The sequence below is a fragment of the Pseudomonas fragi genome, from assembly GCF_900105835.1.
Taxonomy (GTDB): Bacteria; Pseudomonadota; Gammaproteobacteria; order Pseudomonadales; family Pseudomonadaceae; genus Aquipseudomonas; species Aquipseudomonas fragi.
The window spans coordinates 4,641,479-4,659,390 of the sequence record NZ_LT629783.1 but is presented as its reverse complement, the minus strand read 5'-3'; the positions used below and the strand labels follow the sequence as shown (position 1 = coordinate 4,659,390).

Annotated in this window: 15 protein-coding genes and 1 pseudogene; 4 read left to right on the top strand and 12 right to left on the bottom strand. The window is 61.0% G+C overall.

Annotation, left to right across the window (positions count from 1 at the left end):
• Positions 1-235 precede the first annotated feature (235 nt).
• Complete coding sequence (gene rne / locus BLU25_RS21450) at positions 236-3,499, top strand: ribonuclease E (RefSeq protein ID WP_016779943.1); 3,264 nt, start codon at positions 236-238, stop codon at positions 3,497-3,499.
• An 81-nt stretch (positions 3,500-3,580) separates the two neighbouring features.
• On the opposite strand, the gene BLU25_RS21445 is transcribed toward rne, so the two are convergent.
• From BLU25_RS21445 to BLU25_RS21410, 8 genes and pseudogenes are all read right to left on the bottom strand, one after another.
• Complete coding sequence (locus BLU25_RS21445) at positions 3,581-4,192, bottom strand: transglycosylase SLT domain-containing protein (RefSeq protein ID WP_016779942.1); 612 nt, start codon at positions 4,190-4,192, stop codon at positions 3,581-3,583.
• A 15-nt stretch (positions 4,193-4,207) separates the two neighbouring features.
• Positions 4,208-5,227 carry a UDP-N-acetylmuramate dehydrogenase gene (murB, locus tag BLU25_RS21440; RefSeq protein WP_083369823.1) on the bottom strand — a complete coding sequence of 340 codons (1,020 nt, stop codon included), beginning with the start codon at positions 5,225-5,227 and terminating at the stop codon, positions 4,208-4,210.
• Complete coding sequence (gene kdsB / locus BLU25_RS21435; RefSeq protein WP_016779940.1) at positions 5,224-5,988, bottom strand: 3-deoxy-manno-octulosonate cytidylyltransferase; 765 nt, start codon at positions 5,986-5,988, stop codon at positions 5,224-5,226. Before kdsB ends, murB begins: the two co-directional genes overlap by 4 nt.
• Positions 5,985-6,170, bottom strand: coding sequence for a Trm112 family protein (locus tag BLU25_RS21430; protein WP_016779939.1), 186 nt, complete (start codon positions 6,168-6,170; stop codon positions 5,985-5,987). Before BLU25_RS21430 ends, kdsB begins: the two co-directional genes overlap by 4 nt.
• A 21-nt stretch (positions 6,171-6,191) precedes the next feature.
• A complete protein-coding gene (gene lpxK / locus BLU25_RS21425; RefSeq protein WP_016779938.1) occupies positions 6,192-7,202 on the bottom strand; it encodes a tetraacyldisaccharide 4'-kinase in 1,011 nt (336 codons plus the stop codon).
• Positions 7,202-7,630 (bottom strand): ExbD/TolR family protein, encoded by a 429-nt coding sequence (locus BLU25_RS21420; protein ID WP_016779937.1) that lies wholly within the window; start codon positions 7,628-7,630, stop codon positions 7,202-7,204. The genes lpxK and BLU25_RS21420 overlap by 1 nt, the downstream gene beginning before the upstream one ends.
• Positions 7,627-8,262 carry a MotA/TolQ/ExbB proton channel family protein gene (locus tag BLU25_RS21415; RefSeq protein WP_029611293.1) on the bottom strand — a complete coding sequence of 212 codons (636 nt, stop codon included), beginning with the start codon at positions 8,260-8,262 and terminating at the stop codon, positions 7,627-7,629. Before BLU25_RS21415 ends, BLU25_RS21420 begins: the two co-directional genes overlap by 4 nt.
• 48 nt (positions 8,263-8,310) lie before the next feature.
• Positions 8,311-10,527: pseudogene (locus tag BLU25_RS21410) on the bottom strand (DNA internalization-related competence protein ComEC/Rec2).
• 134 nt (positions 10,528-10,661) lie between these two features.
• Here BLU25_RS21410 and BLU25_RS21405 point away from each other — a divergent pair.
• Positions 10,662-11,177 carry a DUF2062 domain-containing protein gene (locus BLU25_RS21405; protein ID WP_016779933.1) on the top strand — a complete coding sequence of 172 codons (516 nt, stop codon included), beginning with the start codon at positions 10,662-10,664 and terminating at the stop codon, positions 11,175-11,177.
• 45 nt (positions 11,178-11,222) lie between these two features.
• Here the strand turns inward: BLU25_RS21405 and BLU25_RS21400 are convergent, their stop codons facing one another.
• The 3 genes from BLU25_RS21400 to BLU25_RS21390 all read right to left on the bottom strand — a co-directional run bounded on the left by BLU25_RS21400 (position 11,223) and on the right by BLU25_RS21390 (position 13,691).
• The gene (locus BLU25_RS21400) at positions 11,223-12,002 is read right to left on the bottom strand and encodes an ABC transporter permease (RefSeq protein ID WP_016779932.1); all 780 of its coding nucleotides are present in this window, start codon (positions 12,000-12,002) and stop codon (positions 11,223-11,225) included.
• Positions 11,999-12,931 (bottom strand): ABC transporter ATP-binding protein, encoded by a 933-nt coding sequence (locus tag BLU25_RS21395; RefSeq protein ID WP_016779931.1) that lies wholly within the window; start codon positions 12,929-12,931, stop codon positions 11,999-12,001. Before BLU25_RS21395 ends, BLU25_RS21400 begins: the two co-directional genes overlap by 4 nt.
• 133 nt (positions 12,932-13,064) lie before the next feature.
• Positions 13,065-13,691 carry a glutathione S-transferase gene (locus BLU25_RS21390; RefSeq protein WP_016779930.1) on the bottom strand — a complete coding sequence of 209 codons (627 nt, stop codon included), beginning with the start codon at positions 13,689-13,691 and terminating at the stop codon, positions 13,065-13,067.
• Positions 13,692-13,843: 152 nt separating this feature from the next.
• Here BLU25_RS21390 and BLU25_RS21385 point away from each other — a divergent pair, with 152 nt between their 5' ends.
• Together BLU25_RS21385 and BLU25_RS21380 are read left to right on the top strand one after the other, a co-directional pair.
• Positions 13,844-16,291 carry an acyl-CoA dehydrogenase gene (locus BLU25_RS21385; protein WP_016779929.1) on the top strand — a complete coding sequence of 816 codons (2,448 nt, stop codon included), beginning with the start codon at positions 13,844-13,846 and terminating at the stop codon, positions 16,289-16,291.
• 63 nt (positions 16,292-16,354) lie between these two features.
• Complete coding sequence (locus BLU25_RS21380; protein WP_083369822.1) at positions 16,355-16,771, top strand: PA2817 family protein; 417 nt, start codon at positions 16,355-16,357, stop codon at positions 16,769-16,771.
• A gap of 194 nt (positions 16,772-16,965) precedes the next feature.
• Here BLU25_RS21380 and BLU25_RS21375 read toward each other — a convergent pair whose 3' ends face one another.
• Positions 16,966-17,907, bottom strand: coding sequence for a LysR family transcriptional regulator (locus tag BLU25_RS21375; RefSeq protein WP_029611292.1), 942 nt, complete (start codon positions 17,905-17,907; stop codon positions 16,966-16,968).
• Positions 17,908-17,912 lie beyond the last annotated feature (5 nt).

Below are 17,912 nucleotides of genomic sequence, written 5' to 3'. Positions count from 1 at the left end.
ATCTCGTCCACAGCCGCCGGTTGATTCCTCCTCCTGACCAGACTTTTGCTTAAGAGGTGCTTTAGCACCACAGCAAGCAGGAAGCGTAAGTCGCGACTTCGCCCCCAAGGGTCGAACCTCGTTGTACACAGGAGTGGCCAACAACTCCTGACGCACCTGACACCGACCATGAGAAGTCGTGTGTGCCGAACGCCGTTTCCGGTAGCCCGGAAACCGACGGTACAACATGAAAAGAATGCTGATTAACGCAACTCAACCTGAAGAGCTGCGCGTTGCACTGGTAGATGGCCAACGCCTCTACGACCTGGACATCGAGTCGGGTGCTCGCGAGCAGAAGAAAGCCAATATCTACAAAGGCCGTATTACTCGCATCGAACCAAGCCTTGAGGCTGCCTTTGTCGATTTCGGCTCCGAGCGCCACGGCTTCCTGCCCCTCAAGGAAATCTCCCGCGAGTACTTCAAGAAAGCCCCTGAAGGCCGCGTCAACATCAAGGACGTCCTGAGCGAAGGCCAGGAAGTTATCGTGCAGGTCGAAAAAGAAGAACGCGGCAACAAGGGCGCAGCCCTGACCACGTTTATCAGCCTGGCCGGCCGCTACCTGGTCCTGATGCCGAACAACCCGCGTGCCGGCGGCATCTCCCGTCGCATCGAAGGCGAAGAGCGCAACGAACTGCGTGAAGCGCTGAACGGCCTGATCGCTCCTGCCGACATGGGCCTGATCGTGCGCACTGCCGGCCTTGGCCGCAGCAGCGAAGAAATGCAGTGGGACCTCGACTACCTGCTGCAGCTGTGGACCGCCATTAAAGAAGCCTCGCTGGATCGCGCCGCGCCATTCCTGATCTACCAGGAAAGCAACGTGATCATCCGCGCCATCCGCGATTACCTGCGCCAGGACATCGGCGAAGTGCTGATCGACAGCGTTGAAGCCCAGGACGAAGCCCTGACCTTCATCCGCCAGGTGATGCCGCAGTACGCCAGCAAGATCAAACTCTACGAAGACAGCGTTCCGCTGTTCAATCGTTTCCAGATCGAAAGCCAGATCGAGACCGCCTTCCAGCGCGTCGTTGAACTGCCTTCCGGCGGCTCCATCGTTATCGACCCGACCGAAGCCCTGGTGTCCATCGACATCAACTCGGCGCGCGCCACCAAAGGCAGCGATATCGAAGAAACCGCCCTGCAAACCAACCTTGAAGCGGCAGAAGAAATCGCCCGTCAGTTGCGCCTGCGCGACATCGGCGGCCTGATCGTCATCGACTTCATCGACATGACCCCGGCCAAGAACCAGCGCGCCGTGGAAGAAAAAGTCCGCGAATGCCTGGAAGCCGACCGTGCCCGCGTACAAGTGGGTCGTATCTCGCGCTTCGGCCTGCTGGAAATGTCCCGTCAGCGCCTGCGTCCATCCCTGGGCGAGAGCAGCGGCATCGTTTGCCCGCGCTGCAACGGCACCGGCATCATCCGTGATGTTGAATCGCTGTCGCTGGCGATCCTGCGCCTGATCGAAGAAGAAGCCCTGAAAGACCGCACTGCCGAAGTACGCGCCCAGGTGCCGATCCCGGTTGCAGCGTTCCTGCTCAACGAAAAACGCAACTCGATCACCAAGATCGAACTGCGCACCCGTGCCCGCATCGTCATCCTGCCGAACGATCACCTCGAAACGCCGCACTTCGAAGTTCAGCGTCTGCGTGATGACAGCCCGGAAGCCCACACCAACCAGTCCAGCTATGAAATCGCTGCCGCTGCTGCTGAAGTGGAAGAAGTTCAACCGGCTGCAGCCACCCGCACCCTGGTTCGCCAGGAAGCAGCGGTCAAGACTGCTCCGCCACGCACTTCGGCACCGGTTCCAACCGAAGCCGCTGCTGCACCGGTCGCGCCTGCACCTGCTGCCACCATCGCCGAGCCGAGCCTGTTCAAGGGCCTGGTCAAGTCGCTGGTCAGCCTGTTCGCCTCCAAGGAAGAGCCTGCTGCTCCGACCGTAGTCGAGAAGCCGGCAACCCCTGAGCGCCCTGCGCGCAACGAAGAGCGCCGCAACGGTCGCCAGCAAAGCCGTAACCGCAACGGTCGTCGTGACGAAGAACGCAAGCCGCGCGAAGAACGTGCTCCACGTGAAGAACGTGCTGCACGCGAACCACGCGAAGAACGTAGCCCGCGCGAAGAAACTCCGGTTGTGGCCCAAGCCCCTCGCGAAGAGCGCGCACCACGCCCACCTCGTGAAGAGCGTGCACCACGCGCACCGCGTGAAGACCGCAAGCCTCGTGGCGAACGCGAAGAACGCGTACGTGAACTGCGCGAACCTCTGGATGCAGCACCTGCTGTTGCCGCTGCCACCGCAGCCGTAGCTGAAGAGCGCGCACCACGCCCACCGCGTGAAGAACGCCAGCCGCGCGCCCCTCGCGAAGAACGCGCACCACGCGAAGAGCAGGTTGTCGCCGCTGCTGAAGACGAAGAAGTGCTGACCGCTGAAGAGCAGTCCCAGGACGAGACCCAGGACAACGCCGAAGGCGATCGCCCACGTCGTCGCTCCCGCGGCCAGCGTCGTCGCAGCAACCGTCGTGAACGTCAGCGTGACGCCAACGGCAATGTGATTGAAGGCTCGGAAGAGAACAGCGAAGAAGGCACTGCCCAAAACGCTCCTGCCAATGCACCTGAAGTCGCCGCCGCTGTAGCCGTGACTGAAGTGGTTGCCACCCAGGCCATCAGCGCTCCAGCTGAAGCCCAGGCGCACCAGCAGGCAGAACGCGCCACCGAAGCAGCCCAGGAATCGGCCCCGGCTGAAACCGTAGCGGTTGTTGAAGCCGACAAGGAAGTGCTGGTTGTTGAAGCAGCTGCTGCCCAGGCGCCGGCTGTTGAAGCCGCTGCTGAAGAAGCAACCACGGTAGAAGCAGTCGCTGCCCAGGCACCCGCCGTTGAAGCACCGGTTGTTGAAACGCCGGTTGTTGAAGCCCCTGTCGTGGAAGCCGTGACACCGATCGAAGCGGTCAAGGCACCTGAAGTTGAAGTAGCTCCGGATCAGCAAGCACAGCCTGAAGTTCAGGCCGCTGCCGAACCAGTTGCAGCAGCACCAGAGCCTGTAGTCGAAACCGAGGTGCAAGCACCTGTGGTCGAGACTGCGGTGATCGAGAAGGCACCACAGCCTGCCCGCGAAGCCCGCGTAGTACGCGAGCCCGTTGCAGAGCCTGCCGTTGCTGAAGCCGCCGCAGAGCGCGTGGCTGTCGAAGAACCGGCCGCACCTGCAGTCGTCGCCGTCGAAGCCGTGGTTGAAACGGTCGTTGCCGCAGAGCCGGCTCCAGTCGAAGCTGTTGTGGCAACTGAAGTGGTTGAGGTCGTGGTTGCCGCCCCGGCGGTCAGCGCCCCAAGCAATGGTCGTGCACCTAACGACCCGCGTGAAGTCCGTCGTCGCAAGCGTGAAGAAGCCGCTGCTGCAGCGGCAGCTGCCGCCCAGGCAACTGCGCACGAAGGCGTAGCCCAGGAAAAGGAGCACGAGGATAAACCCCTCGCCTAATTCCAAAGGCCAATAAAAAGCCCCGCCAGTTCTGAACTGGCGGGGCTTTTTTTATTCCCCCAAGTCATGGCTTGCGGGCAATCAGAATGGCCAGAACGAGCGGCGCCCCTTCTCCAGCTCGCCACGACACTGACCAAGCTGCGCACCATAGGTTTTGGACTGTTGCTCGACCTTGCGCGCCACCTGCATCAACCAGGGCTTGGCGCGATAGGTATTGCGACTGTATCCCCCCCTGCCCTCGTGATACGCCAGGTACTGGTTGTAGGCATCCCATTTGGAGATCCCCAATTGCCGCTGGGTTCCGGCGGTGTACCAACCAATAAACATGATGGCGTCCGCGAAATTGTCGCGCGAGCCGGAACTGCCCATGCTGGCTTCAAAGTCACGCCACGCGGGGGGCTGGGCCTGCGCATAACCGTAAGACGGGCTGACCCTGCCCCACGGAATGACCCACAGAAGATAAGCGCGGGGCGGCAGCGCGTCGGCGACGAAGCTGCTTTCCTGCTTCATGATTGCCATCGCAACATGCACAGGGGTGCCCCAGCGCTCCTGCATCGCGACCGAGTCCTTGTACCAGGCCGGGTATTGGCGATAAATACTGCACAGGTTGTTTTGATCTTTGGGCGGAGCAGTGACACACCCGGTCAACGTCACCAGGGCCAACGCCAGCGCCGCTACCGGTATAGGCTTCATTGATTGTCCAGACCACTAATACAGGTTGGGCTCCATCTCCAGCTGCACCGCAAAGCGCTGCTCGATATCCGCCTGAATGCGTTGCGCCAGGGCCAACAACTGCAGACCGGTGGCCGACCCATAATTGACCAGCACCAGCGACTGCAGACGATGCACCCCGGCATCGGCCTCGCGAAAGCCCTTCCAGCCCGCAGCTTCGATCAACCAGCCTGCGGCCAGCTTTACCTGGCCATCCGCTTGCGGATAGCCGATCAAGCCAGGATGGGCCAGTTGCAACTCAGCAGCCAGCACAGCCGACACCAATGGATTCTTGAAGAAGCTGCCAGCATTACCCAGCACCGCAGGGTCCGGCAGTTTTTCGCTGCGGATACTGCAGATGGCGCGGCTCACATCACTGGCCGTGGGTTGTTCAATGCCCTGTTCGGCCAGGCGCTGACGCACCGGCCCGTACTCCAGATGCAAGTGCATGGCCCGGCTCAGGGCAAAGCGCACCCGCAAGATCAACCAGCGCCCGGCCTGCTGCTTGAACAGGCTGTCACGATAGGCAAAGTTGCACTCGGCCAGGCTGAACTCGCGCAGCTCGCCGGTGTGCCGGTCGAGCGCCGTCAGGCCTGCAAAGACGTCCTTGATCTCAACCCCGTAGGCTCCGATATTTTGCATCGGCGCAGCGCCCACGGTGCCAGGGATCAGGCTGAGGTTTTCCAGCCCCGACAACCCCTGCTCCAGGGTCCACAACACAAAGGCATGCCAGACTTCCCCGGCCTCGGCTTCGACCACCACCCGCTCGCCGTCATCTTCCAGCAAGCGGATACCGCGACTGGCCATGCGCAAAACCAGCGCTGGCACATCGCCGGTCAACAGCAGGTTGCTGCCCCCGCCAATCACCAGCAGCGGTAATTTTTGCTCCTCGGCGCACAGCAAGGCCTGACGCACATCATCATCGTTGTGCGCCTGCGCCAACAGGCTCGCCTTCACATCCACGCCAAAGCTGTTGAACGGCTTGAGCGAGGCATTGACCTGCATGTCCAGACTCATGACTCCAGCAACCGCCGCACGCGCTCAAGGTCTTCTGCGGTATCCACACCGGCAGGCGGGGCTTCAAGCACGTCAGCCACATGAATACGTACGCCGTGCCACAGCGCTCGAAGCTGCTCAAGGCGTTCGGTGTTTTCCAGCCAGCAAGGGCCCCAACTGACGAAATCATGCAGGAAGCCTGCACGATAAGCGTAGATACCGATATGTCGACGGTAAGGCACGCCCGCTGGCAGTGCATCCGGTTGCCGGGCGAAGTCATCCCGCGCCCAGGGCAATGTAGCGCGGCTGAAGGTCAGCGCCAGCCCGTTGATGTCACTGACCACCTTGACCACATTGGGGTTGAACAGGGTCTCAACGTCGTCGATCGGCTCGGCCAGGGTCGCCATGCTCGCTTCACTGTGGGCCGCCAGGTTGACGGCAACCTGATCGATCACCTGTGGCGGAATCATGGGTTCGTCACCCTGCACGTTGACCACGATGGCATCGCTGGCCAGGCCCAGTTGCGTGGCCACTTCGGCCAGGCGATCGGTGCCCGACTCGTGGTCGGCACGGGTCAGTAGCACCTCGGCGCCGAACGCCTTGCAGGCCTCGACAATACGCGCATCGTCGGTGGCAACCACCACCCGCTGTGCGCTGCTTTTACAGGCCTGCTCCCAGACATGCTGGACCATCGGCTTGCCTGCGATCATCTGCAACGGCTTGCCCGGCAAACGGGTCGAGGCGAAGCGCGACGGGATAACGACGGTAAAAACCGGGATCATTTTTCCAGACGCTCTTCGGCGGTGAGGGTGCGGGCCTCGGTTTCGAGCATTACCGGGATGCCATCACGGATCGGGTAAGCCAGGCCTGCACCCTTGCTGATCAGTTCGGTTTTATCGGCGCTGAGCTTGAGCGGGCCTTTGCAAACAGGGCAGGCGAGGATATCGAGCAGCTTGGTGTCCATAAATGTTCCCCTTGAGATGAGTTAGGGTAAAAGACGATCAGGTAAAAGACGCAGCAATTGTTGGTCAAACCACAGTACAAAGGCCTGGGAAGGCACTGCGTCAACAGCCAGATACCACCAGTCGGGCGACGCAAAGTCGCGGCACTTAACCGCGTCTTTTTCGGTCATGACCACTGGCAATGCCGGCGAGAAATTCAATATGTCGGCGCTATAGGGCGCGTGATCGGCAAAAGCATGGGCAATTGGCCGCCAGTGTAGCGTTTCAAGGGTGGTGAAGAAACGCTGGGGGTTGCCGATACCGGCGACCGCATGCAGGGCCTGCTGCGCAGGGAAAAAGTCCAGCGCCTTGCGCTCCCCGCTCAGCAGATTGACCAGAGCGGTGGGTTGCAACGCAAATGCAAAACCGCCCCGCGGGTCGCTGGCCGCGCCGTTGTACAGCACTGCATCAACGCTTTGCAGGCGCTCGACCGGTTCGCGCAACGGCCCCGCCGGCAGGCAGCGGCCATTGCCCAGGCCCCTGGCATTGTCGATCAGCACCAGCTCCAGGTCCCGCGCCAGACGGTAATGCTGCATACCGTCATCGGACAGGATCAGGTCCAGCACCTCGCTGGCCAGCAGCGCCTTGACTGCCCGGCTACGGTCGGGGTCGATCATCAACGGCACACCGGTGCGCTGCACGATCAGCAAGGGTTCATCCCCTGCCTGCGCGGCGCTTTGCTCGGCGCGTACGCGCCACGGCAATTGAGGCGGGGTCGCGCCATAACCACGACTGACCACACCCACTCGCAGCCCCTTGCGCTGGCAATGCTCGATCAGCCACAGGATCAAAGGCGTCTTGCCAGTGCCGCCGACCGTGATATTGCCCACAACCACCAACGGCACCGGTGGGCGGTAGATCTGGCCCTCACCGGCAACAAAACGTGCGCGCTTGCGCTCAACCACCCGTCGGTAGAGGCACTCAAGCGGTCGCAACAGGGTCAGCAGCGGATGCCCGCTGTACCAGGCGCGCAGTAACCGATCGGACATGGCCATCAGGGCGTCGTCTGCGCTTCAACGGTGGTCATGCGCAAATGCGTAAAACCCAGTTTGCCGGCCGCGTCCATCGCGGTGATGACCGCCTGATGTTGCGTTTTGCCATCGGCGCTGATGGACAGGGGCAAGCGGGTATCGCCGCCGGACTCTTTTTGCAAGGCGTCCATCAGGCTGGCCAGGTCATTCTTGGGCAACAGCTGGTTATTCAGCGAAAACACCCCGTCTGCGCTGATGGCGATATCCAGCTGCTTGCCGTTCTGCTCGTCGTTGGGCGAGCCGCTCACGGCCTCGGGCAGATCGACGCGCAACTGGGTTTCGCGGGTAAACGTGGTGGTCACGACAAAAAACAGCAACAGGATAAACACCACGTCAATCAATGACGCGAGGTTGATATCGACCGTTTCCCGTGGCTTGCGGCGAAATTTCACGCTTTGCTCCCGACCATGTCGACTTCACGGTCGCCCTGCACCACTTCAACCAGCTTGATTGCTTCCTGTTCCATGCCGACCACCAGGTCGTCAACGCGACGCTGCAAGAAACGATGGAAGAATACCGCCGGGATACCCACCATCAGGCCTGCAGCCGTGGTGATCAGCGCCTTGGAAATACCGCCCGCCAGGATGGCAGCATTGGTGGTCATGCCCGAGCCCATGAACGAACTGAAAATATCGATCATGCCCAGCACGGTGCCCAGCAGGCCCAGCAACGGCGCCATTGCCGCGATGGTGCCCAGGGTATTGAGGTAGCGCTCCAGCTCGTGAATGACCCGCGCGGCGGCCTCTTCAATGCACTCCTTCATGATCTCGCGACCATGCCGGGAGTTGGCCAGGCCGGCAGCGAGAATCTCCCCCAGGGGTGAATCGGCGCGCAGCTGCTTGAGTTTTTCCTTGTCCATCTGTTTGTCTTTGATCCAGACCCAGACCTGGCCGAGCAAATGCTCCGGGGTCACGCGACTGGCACGCAGGGTCCACAGGCGCTCGACAATAATGCCCAGCGCGGCAACAGAGCTCAGAATGATCGGCAGCATCATCCAGCCGCCGGATTTGACCAGTTCCCACACAGTGACAATCCCCTCGAAAAAGTGCGCCACTCTACCACAGGGGCAGTGTCAATCGCGCCAGAAGCGGCGTTGGTCACGCATGCTTTCAGCCTTGCCCGACACCCCGAGACGAAATTTCACCGCACCCTGCTCGGCGCTGTCCAGTACCTGCACCCCCAGCGCCTGATACCGGGCCATCACCTGCGGATGGGGATGACCGAAGCTATTACCATGCCCCCGGGATATCAGCACGATTTCAGGCGCCAGCGCCTTGAGAAACACCATCGACGACGAAGTCTTGCTGCCGTGGTGCGGGGCCTGCAACCAACGGGTGGGCACGGCCAACGGGCTTTTCAGCAACTCACGCTCGGCCCTGGCGTCGATATCCCCGGTCAGCAGCAACCGTTCATCGCCAGCCTGCACCTGTAGCACGCAGGACTTTTGATTACTGTCGCTCGCCCCCGCCCACTGCCAGAGTGCAAACCGCACCCCGTCCCACTCCCAGCTGTGGCCACTGACACAGGGTTGCGCCCGCAACTGCGGCGCCAGCCCAGGTACATCACCGCTGACCACCCGCGCCACGTTGATCGCGCGCTGCACTGCCAGCGCGCCACCCGCATGATCGGCGTCAGCATGGCTGAGCAGCATCAAATCCAGCGCACCAACGCCCAGAGAGCGCAAAACCGGCACCACCACCCGCTCCCCCTGATCCAGATCGCCGAACTTGGGGCCAGCGTCATACAACAGCGTGTGATTGCGGGTACGCAAAGCAATGGCCAGGCCCTGGCCGACATCCAGTTGCAGCACCTCGACCTGACCGTGGGGGATTGGCTCCCGGGGCGCGAACAGCGCCAGCAGCACCAGCGGCCAGCCCAACGGCCGCAACACCAACCCCGCTGGCAACAACAGGATCAGCACTCCACCAGCACTCAACAACCAAAGGTAAACCGGCACCGAGGCGGGCAACCAGGGCTTGAACACATCGGCCAGCAGGCTCAAACCCTGCACCAGCACATCAATCAGGCCACCCGATAACCACAGCAGGTTTTCCCCCAGCCAGGGCACAGGCAGCAGCAAGGTCCCCAGCAGTGCCGTGGGCAGCACCGCCAGGCTGATCCAGGGCACCGCCAGCAGATTGGCCAGCGGCCCGGTCAGGCTGATGGGCAAATCGAGGATCCACAGCACCGGGAACAAGCCCAGGGCTATCAGGCCCTGAGGGCGCAGCCACATGGCCCGCCACCCCCACGCCCCCAAACGGCCGCTGAAGGTAAAAAGCAGCACCGCCACGGCACTGAATGACAACCACAACCCCGCCCGCAAACTCGCCAGCGGTTCGACGATCAACACCGCATTGAGCGCCAGCAAAAAAGGCAGCCACACCCCCAGCTGGCGAAACCACAAACGCCATGCCAGCACCAGACCGAGCATCGCGCATGCCCGCTGTACTGGCACTTCAAAGCCGGCCAGCAGGCCATAGCCTGTGGCGCCGATAAACGCCAGGGCACACGCCCAGGGCAGCCACGGCAAAAAGCCTGGCCACAGCCCGTAACGCGCCAGCAGGGCGACCAACCCGTAGATCAAGCCGGCAAACAGGCCGATATGCTGCCCCGAGATCACCAGCAAATGCACCGTGCCGGTCGCCTGCAGCAGCGCCCAGTCATCCCGGCTCAGGCCCGACCCGTCACCCAGGACCAGCGCTGCCAGCCAGGCGCCCCGGCCTTGGGCATCAACCCCTGACAGGCGTTGGCGCAAGCCGTCACGCCAGGCGTGGCTGGCGGCTTGCTGCAGTTGCCCCTACTTGACTGTGCCAGTGGCACCGATGCGCTGCGCCAGTAACCAGGCTTCAAAATCAAACCCCTGAGGGTTGAGCAAGCCCTTGGGCTTCTTGAGTTTGACCGCCAGCCGCCAGCGCTCGCCGCTGTTCACGGAGGGCCCGCCATACCAGCTCAGCCTGATGGTCGCGGGCAGCGCGCCGTGCCGCGACTTTGCCCCTTGCAACTCAAAACGAACGGACTTGCCGGACTGCTGCGGCAACCCGATAACACGCCCCTCAACCCAGAGGGTACGCCCGTCGAATGAATCCGCCAGACGATCATCCAGCGCCCTTTGCCCCTGCACGCAGGCCCAGCTCAACCCAAGCACAAAAAGCCCCAGCGGCCAGGCCCTGCAGGCCAACAGCAACAGCCCCGCCACCAGCATCAGCAGCAACCACCCGACAGACGGTAAAATCGGTAAAAAGCGCAGCGTCATCAGGCCCGCTGCCAGCGCCAACATCCCTGTGTACATGCCTATACTCAACTAACCCTTTTGACTCGGATTAGTTGGTCTCAGGCGTTCTGCGATTAAAAAAATGTCACAAAGTCTGAATAGGCATCCTGTCGAATTTGGGCATACTGCCCCCTTGCCCCAGGGAGAGGCCCATGCCAAGGCGTTTGATCAAACGTTTCATGCCAGATCCGGCCCTTATCAGGGAACACAAGTCCTTACGATTTTTGGGCACCTTGCTCCACGACCCGAACCTCTGGCACCTCAATCGTCACTCGGTGGCGCGGGCGATGGCTGTAGGCATTTTCGCGGCCTTTATCCCCATGCCCTTTCAAATGCTGCTGGCGGCCTTTCTGGCGATAAACGTGCGCAGCAATATGCCGATATCCGTGGGCCTGGTATGGCTGACCAACCCCATCACCATGCCGCCGGTGTTTTATTGCACCTACCAGCTCGGCGCCTGGCTGATGAACGTACCGGCACGCACCCTGCCCGACGAGCTGACCTGGGAATGGATCAGCGGCCAGCTGTCTACGGTCTGGCAGCCATTCCTGTTGGGCTCGGTGGTTTGCGGCGTGGTGCTTGGCGCATTGGCCTATTGCCTGACCATGCTCTACTGGCGCTGGTGGGTCAGCCATAAATGGAAGGCCCGGAAAAACCGGCACCCATGAAAAAGGCCCCTTGTCGGGGCCTTTTTCATGCAGCAGGTATCGTGACTACTGGCGCATCCCGCGCCCGCTGACCAGCAGCCTGGCGCAGCCAAAGTACAGGACGATGGTCGCCACCACCATAAAGGTCAGCGCTACGCTGATCTTGATGTCCGAAACCCCGAGGATGCCGTAGCGAAAGGCGTTGACCATATGCAGCACCGGGTTGGCCAGCGACACGCTCTGCCAGAACGGCGGCAACAGCGTGATCGAGTAGAACACCCCGCCCAGGTAGGTCAGCGGCGTCAGCACAAAGGTCGGGATAATCGAAATATCATCGAAGTTGCGCGCAAATACGGCGTTGATAAACCCCAGCAGCGAGAAGATCGTCGCGGTCAGTACCACCACCACAATGGTCAGGCCCAGGTGATGCACCTGCAAGTGGGTAAAGAACAGCGACAGCAGGGTCACGATCAGGCCCACGATCAAGCCACGCAAAATCCCGCCCACGGTAAAACCGATCAGGATGGTATGCGGCGAGACCGGGGACACCATCAGCTCTTCGATCGAACGCTGAAACTTGGCACCAAAGAAGCTCGATACCACGTTGCCGTAGGAGTTGGTGATCACCGACATCATGATCAAGCCCGGCACGATGTACTCCATATAGGTGAAACCACCCATATCGCCGATTTGCCGACCGATCAGGTTACCGAAGATCACAAAGTACAAGACCATGGTGATCGCAGGCGGCAGCAGCGTTTGCGGCCAGATCCGCATAAAGCGGCGAACTTCACGGTAAATAATGGTATTCAACGCAACCAGGTTGGGACGCAGCTCCGAGCTCATACCGCCACCTTTGCCAGATTTTTCTCGACCAACGACACGAACAACTCCTCAAGGCGATTGGTTTTGTTGCGCAGGCTCACCACTTCGATGTTTTGCGCGGCCAGTTGAGTGAACAGGCCGGTAATGCCCACCACCTTGTCCACTTGCACTTCCAGGGTTGTGGCATCGAGCAACTGACTCGGGTAACCGATCAACTGCGGGGCAGTCTGCAACGGGTGCTTCAAGTCGAGCAGGAAGGTCTCGACATGCAGCTGGCCAAGCAACTGGCGCATGCTGGTGTTTTCCACAATGGTGCCGTGATCGATGATGCCGATATTGCGGCACAGCTGCTCGGCCTCTTCCAGATAGTGGGTGGTGAGGATGATGGTGGTGCCCTGCTCGTTCAGCCCGGTGAGGAAGGTCCACATCGAGCGGCGCAGCTCAATGTCGACACCGGCAGTCGGCTCGTCGAGAATCAGCAGGCGCGGCTCGTGCACCAGGGCACGGGCAATCATCAGGCGACGCTTCATGCCCCCTGACAACGAACGCGAAGGCGTATCGCGCTTGTCCCAAAGCCCCAACTGCGTCAGGTACTTTTCGGCACGTTCCTTGGCAATTTTCGCCGGGATGCCGTAGTACCCCGCCTGGGTGACGACGATATCGAAGGTCTTTTCAAACTGGTTAAAGTTGAATTCCTGCGGTACCACGCCAATCGAGCGCTTGAGGGCTGCCGGGTTGGTATCAAGGTCATGGCCAAAGATATTCACCGTGCCGCTGGTCTTGTTGACCAGGGTCGAGAGAATACCGATGGTGGTGGATTTGCCGGCGCCGTTAGGGCCCAGCAAGGCAAAAAAGTCACCTTCGGCCACATCCAGATCGATACCACTCAGGGCCTGGAAACCGTTGCCGTAGGTTTTGGTTAGCTGCCGTATGGACAGAGCGGAACTCATATCGGATTACGCACCAAGATGGGGGAAAGGAGAGGTGTAAATAGGGGCGAACTGCCTGTAGGGCAAGTCCGACAAGGACCTATGGTGCTTGGCCTCGCCGCACAAGTACAGTCGCCCGTATTAATAGTGGCTATTAAGTCAACGCGGTCATTACTGCATTTCGGTAAGCCGGACGCTGCTTCAGGCGCTCATACCAGGCACTCAAATGCGGCAGGGGCGGGCGTTCGATGGGCATTTCAAACCAGGCGTAAATAAAGGATCCCAGGGGAATATCACCCATGCCGATTTCGTCACCGGACAAGTAGGGTTTTTCCGCCAGCGCCCGATCGGCAATGGCCAGCAATTCGCCGCTGGCCTTGATCGCAGCATTGATTGCCACCCAATCCTGCTGCTCGGCAGGTGTACGCAAGACACCCCAGAAGACGGTGCGAAACACCCCGGCAAAGGAGGTACTGGTCCAGTCCATCCACTTGTCTGCCTGCGCCCGTACACGGGCATCGGTCGGGTACCAGGACGTATCCGAACCGTATCTGGCAGTGAGGTAACGCACGATAGTGTTTGATTCCCACAGCACGAAGCCGTCGTCCTCTTCAATCACAGGCACCTGGCCATTAGGGTTCAACGCCCGATACTCCGGGCTGTTGACCACCCCAAAGGCGCCTCCCGCTTCTACGCGGCTATACGGCAACGCCAGCTCTTCAACACACCACAACGCCTTGCGCACGTTGGACGAATTCTTGCGACCCCACACTTTCAGCATGATCTGGCTCCTGATTGATAGACGCCGGGGCAGTCTACGCCGGGTTGTCGAACTCCGTCTGCAACACAAGGTCACTATCCATGTAACCCTTGGCGAAAGTTGCGACTAAGCTCACAAGGGTGCCTGCCCCTAGGTTTCATGGAGGATTGAATATGCTGTTGCTGTGGATACTGGTTCTGATTGTTGGCCTCGCCTATATGGCTCACCGGCGCATCGCCCCGCTGACGATCATTGCCGTGACGGCGGTTTATCTGCTGGCGATGGGGGTCATCGGCCATGTCCCCGGCTGGCTGCTGGCAATCCTCTGGCTACTGCTGGCCGCGCCCACCGCCCTGCTGCTGTTGCCTGAGCTGCGGCGCAAACTGTTCACTGCGCCACTGTTCAGCTGGTTTCAAAAAACCCTGCCACCGATGTCGCAAACCGAACGCGATGCAATCGATGCCGGCACGGTCTGGTGGGATGGCCAGCTGTTCAGTGGCCGCCCCGACTGGAATCAGCTGCTGGCTTACCCCAAGGTCCACCTGACCGAAGAAGAGCAGGCCTTTATCGATGGCCCCACCGAAGAACTGTGCGCGATGGTCAGCGACTGGGAAATCGGCCAGGCGATGGATTTGCCGCCACAAGCCTGGGCGCATATCAAGGAACATGGTTTCTTCGCCCTGATCATCCCCAAGGCCTACGGCGGCAAGGGTTTCTCGGCCTACGCCCACTCCCAGGTCGCGATGAAACTGGCCACCCGCAGCGGCGACCTCGCCTCCACTGTGATGGTGCCCAACTCCCTAGGCCCGGCAGAATTGCTGCTGCACTACGGCACCGACGAACAACGCGACCACTATCTGCCCCGCCTGGCCCGTGGCGATGACATCCCCTGCTTTGCCTTGACCGGGCCGCTGGCCGGCTCCGATGCCGGCGCAATGCCCGATACCGGGATTATCTGCAAGGGCCAGTGGCAAGGCGAAGAAGTACTTGGCCTGCGCCTGAACTGGGAAAAGCGCTACATCACCCTCGGCCCTGTCGCCACCCTGCTGGGGCTGGCGTTCAAGGCCCATGACCCGGACCACCTGCTGGGTGACAACGAAGACCTGGGCATCAGCCTGGCGTTGATCCCCACCGACACCCCCGGCGTCGAGATCGGCCGTCGCCACCTGCCACTGGGCGCAGCCTTTATGAACGGCCCGAACTCGGGCAAAGACGTGTTTATCCCGCTCGACTACCTGATCGGCGGCCAGGAGATGCTCGGCAAGGGCTGGATGATGCTGATGAACTGCCTGTCTGTGGGGCGTTCGATTTCCTTGCCTGCAGTAGGCACCGGCGCCGCCAAGTTCACCAGCCTGGTGACCGGCCAGTATGCTCAGGTGCGCGAACAGTTCAATGTGCCACTGGCGGCCTTCGAAGGCATTCAGGAGGCACTGGCACGTATCGGCGGCAATGCCTGGCTGATGGACAGCGCGCGCATGCTCACCGCCAACGCGGTGGATCTGGGGGAAAAACCCTCGGTGCTGTCGGCGATTCTCAAGTACCACCTGACCGAACGCGGCCGCGAGTGCATCAGCCACGCAATGGACGTGCATGGCGGCAAGGGCATCATCATGGGGCCCAACAACTACCTGGGCCGCAACTGGCAGGGTGCGCCGATTTTCATCACCGTGGAAGGCGCGAATATCCTGTCGCGCAACCTGATGATCTTCGGCCAGGGCGCCATTCGCTGCCATCCTTTTGTCCTCAAGGAAATGGCCCTCGCCAGCCGTGAAGACAAGGACCAGGCGCTGATCGAGTTTGACGACCTGCTGCTCAAGCACATCGGTTTTGCGATCAGCAACATGGCCAGCACGTTCGTCCTGAACCTGGGTCTTGGGCGTTTCGAGCATGCACCTGGCAACGCCTTGAGCCAGGGTTACTTCCGCGCCCTGAACCGTCAGGCCGCAGCCTTTGCCCTGCTGGCCGACCTGAGCATGATGCTGCTGGGTGGCGAACTCAAACGCCGTGAGCGTCTGTCGGCGCGCCTGGGTGACGTACTGAGCCATATGTACCTGGCCAGCGCCGCGCTCAAGCGCTATCACGACCTGGACTCACCTGCGCACCTTGACCCGCTGTTCAAGTGGGCCATGGAAGAAAGTCTCGGCCAGGCCGAGCGTGCTCTGGACGAACTGCTGAAAAACTTCCCCAACCGTGCCCTGGGCTGCCTGCTACGGGTCGTGGTGTTCCCGTTCGGCCGTCGTCATACCGGACCATCCGACCGGCTGGATGCCGAAGTGGCCGCCGTACTGGGCCGCGCCAAGGGTGATCCGACCCTCGAAGCAGTACTTGCCGGTTGCTATCGCCCGCAATCGGCAGACGATGCCGTAGGCGCCCTGCAACAGGCCTGCGACCTGCTGGCCGAGGCGCGACCACTGCACAAAAAGCTCCACGAAGCGCTGAAAAGCGGCCAGGTCAAACCAGCTGCGGGCGAACCGGCCATCGAGGCCGCATTGCAAGCTGGCGTCCTGCAACCGGCCGAAGCTCAAACCCTGCGCGCTGCCGAAGCGGCACGGCGCAAGGTGATCGACGTGGATGACTTCAGCAAGGAAGAACTCAGCCACACAGACGGAAAGATTCGATAGCAGGACAGCGAGCGCGATGAGCTTTATACTCTCGCGCCCGTTTTGCCCAAGAGGACACCCGCAATGGCCACCAATGACCTGAACCACAACCTAGTGTTGCTCGACATTCTGCGCAGCATCCTGGTTGCTGTCGGTGACGCTGAGCAGATCCCCGAGGAAAGCCACGCGCTGTTCCTGGAGCGTTTTGACGACATGCGCAGCTCGCTGCCGGTTGACCCGATCAACAGCCAGTACCTGGGCCAGGACATCATGTGCCAGGTGATCGAACGCTACCCGCAGATCGCCCACCTGGTGCCGCGTGACCTGCTGTGGTACTTCGGCGGTGCATGCTTCAACTTCCTTTCGGATGAAGAACTGGACATGTACCAGGCTCTGGAAGAGCGCCGCCATGAAGCCGAACTGAACGATGAGCCGTTCGACTGGAATCAGGAAAAACAACTGATGGCGCTGCCGACCACCCAAGACAGCCCGCAGCACTGATACCGCTCCGACCCAAAAGCCCGCCCGGTTTTGCCTGGCGGGCTTTTTTATGCAAACACAAAGCTCTGTAGCAGCTGCCGAAGGCTGCGTTCGGCGACGTAGTCGTCGCAAATCGTTAGAGCCGTGTTTGTCGGGCGCACCGCAGTGGCTGACTTTACGACGGCTGCGCCGCCGAACGCAGCCTTCGGCAGCTGCTACGTTTTACGCAACATCCCCAGCGTCGGTTCCTGCGCCAGCCGCTCCACCAGAAAGTCGATAAACACCCGCAATTTGGGCTGCAGGTAGCGCGTCGGGGTCTGAAGCAACCATACGCCGCCGTGGTAGGACGCAATAAAATCCCACTCGGGCAGCACCTGAATCACCCTCCCTTCTTCCAGCGCCTGCCGGGCAGTGAAATACGGCAAGCTGCCAATACCGATATCCTGCAACACCGCGTCCAGTCGCACCCCGGTGTGGTTGGCCGCATAACGCCCGCGCACGCCCACGGTCACCGATTTGCTCCCCTGCCTGAATTTCCAGCGCGCATCGGCCGGGGTTTCCCCCAGCACAATGCAACTGTGCTCGCGCAAGTCCTCGGGCTGCTGCGGCACCCCCTGCTCGGCCAGATACTGCGGCGTGGCACAGAGCAAATGCTCGATCGGAAACAGTTCACGCCCCACCAGCCCCGGCGGCGGCTCGTCGGTGATACGAATACTCAAGTCAACGTTGTCATCGATCAGGTCGACATAGCGGTCTTCCAGAATCAATTGCACATCGACCTTGGGATACCGACGCAAGAATTCAGGCATATGCGGATGAATCACATAGCGCCCCACCGCCTTGGGCACGCTGACGCGAATCAAGCCTTCAGCTTCCCGGGTGAATCGCCCGCTCAGGTCCATCACCGCCTGGGCCGCGCCCGCCATCTCGCGACAACGCCTGAAGACTTCTTCACCAGCATCGCTCAGACGCAGTTTGCGCGTGGTGCGTTGCAACAGGCGAATCGCCAGGGCCTTTTCCAGCCGGGCAATGCTGCGGCTTACCGCCGAGGGTGAACTACCCAGCTGGCGCGCAGCTGCGGAAAAGCTGCCGGCCTCGACCACCTTCACAAACACCACCATCTCAGTCAGCAACGTCACAGGTAGATTTATGCTCACAGCGC

Coding starts and splice junctions, on each gene's coding strand:
- BLU25_RS21405 (WP_016779933.1), top strand. CDS start 10,662: ATGCCAAGGCGTTTGATCAAACGTTTCATGCCAGATCCGGCCCTTATC.
- BLU25_RS21380 (WP_083369822.1), top strand. CDS start 16,355: ATGGCCACCAATGACCTGAACCACAACCTAGTGTTGCTCGACATTCTG.
- BLU25_RS21400 (WP_016779932.1), bottom strand. CDS start 12,002: ATGAGCTCGGAGCTGCGTCCCAACCTGGTTGCGTTGAATACCATTATT.
- BLU25_RS21445 (WP_016779942.1), bottom strand. CDS start 4,192: ATGAAGCCTATACCGGTAGCGGCGCTGGCGTTGGCCCTGGTGACGTTG.
- kdsB (WP_016779940.1), bottom strand. CDS start 5,988: ATGATCCCGGTTTTTACCGTCGTTATCCCGTCGCGCTTCGCCTCGACC.
- BLU25_RS21430 (WP_016779939.1), bottom strand. CDS start 6,170: ATGGACACCAAGCTGCTCGATATCCTCGCCTGCCCTGTTTGCAAAGGC.
- BLU25_RS21395 (WP_016779931.1), bottom strand. CDS start 12,931: ATGAGTTCCGCTCTGTCCATACGGCAGCTAACCAAAACCTACGGCAAC.
- BLU25_RS21385 (WP_016779929.1), top strand. CDS start 13,844: ATGCTGTTGCTGTGGATACTGGTTCTGATTGTTGGCCTCGCCTATATG.
- murB (WP_083369823.1), bottom strand. CDS start 5,227: ATGAGTCTGGACATGCAGGTCAATGCCTCGCTCAAGCCGTTCAACAGC.
- rne (WP_016779943.1), top strand. CDS start 236: ATGCTGATTAACGCAACTCAACCTGAAGAGCTGCGCGTTGCACTGGTA.
- lpxK (WP_016779938.1), bottom strand. CDS start 7,202: ATGGCCATGTCCGATCGGTTACTGCGCGCCTGGTACAGCGGGCATCCG.
- BLU25_RS21390 (WP_016779930.1), bottom strand. CDS start 13,691: ATGCTGAAAGTGTGGGGTCGCAAGAATTCGTCCAACGTGCGCAAGGCG.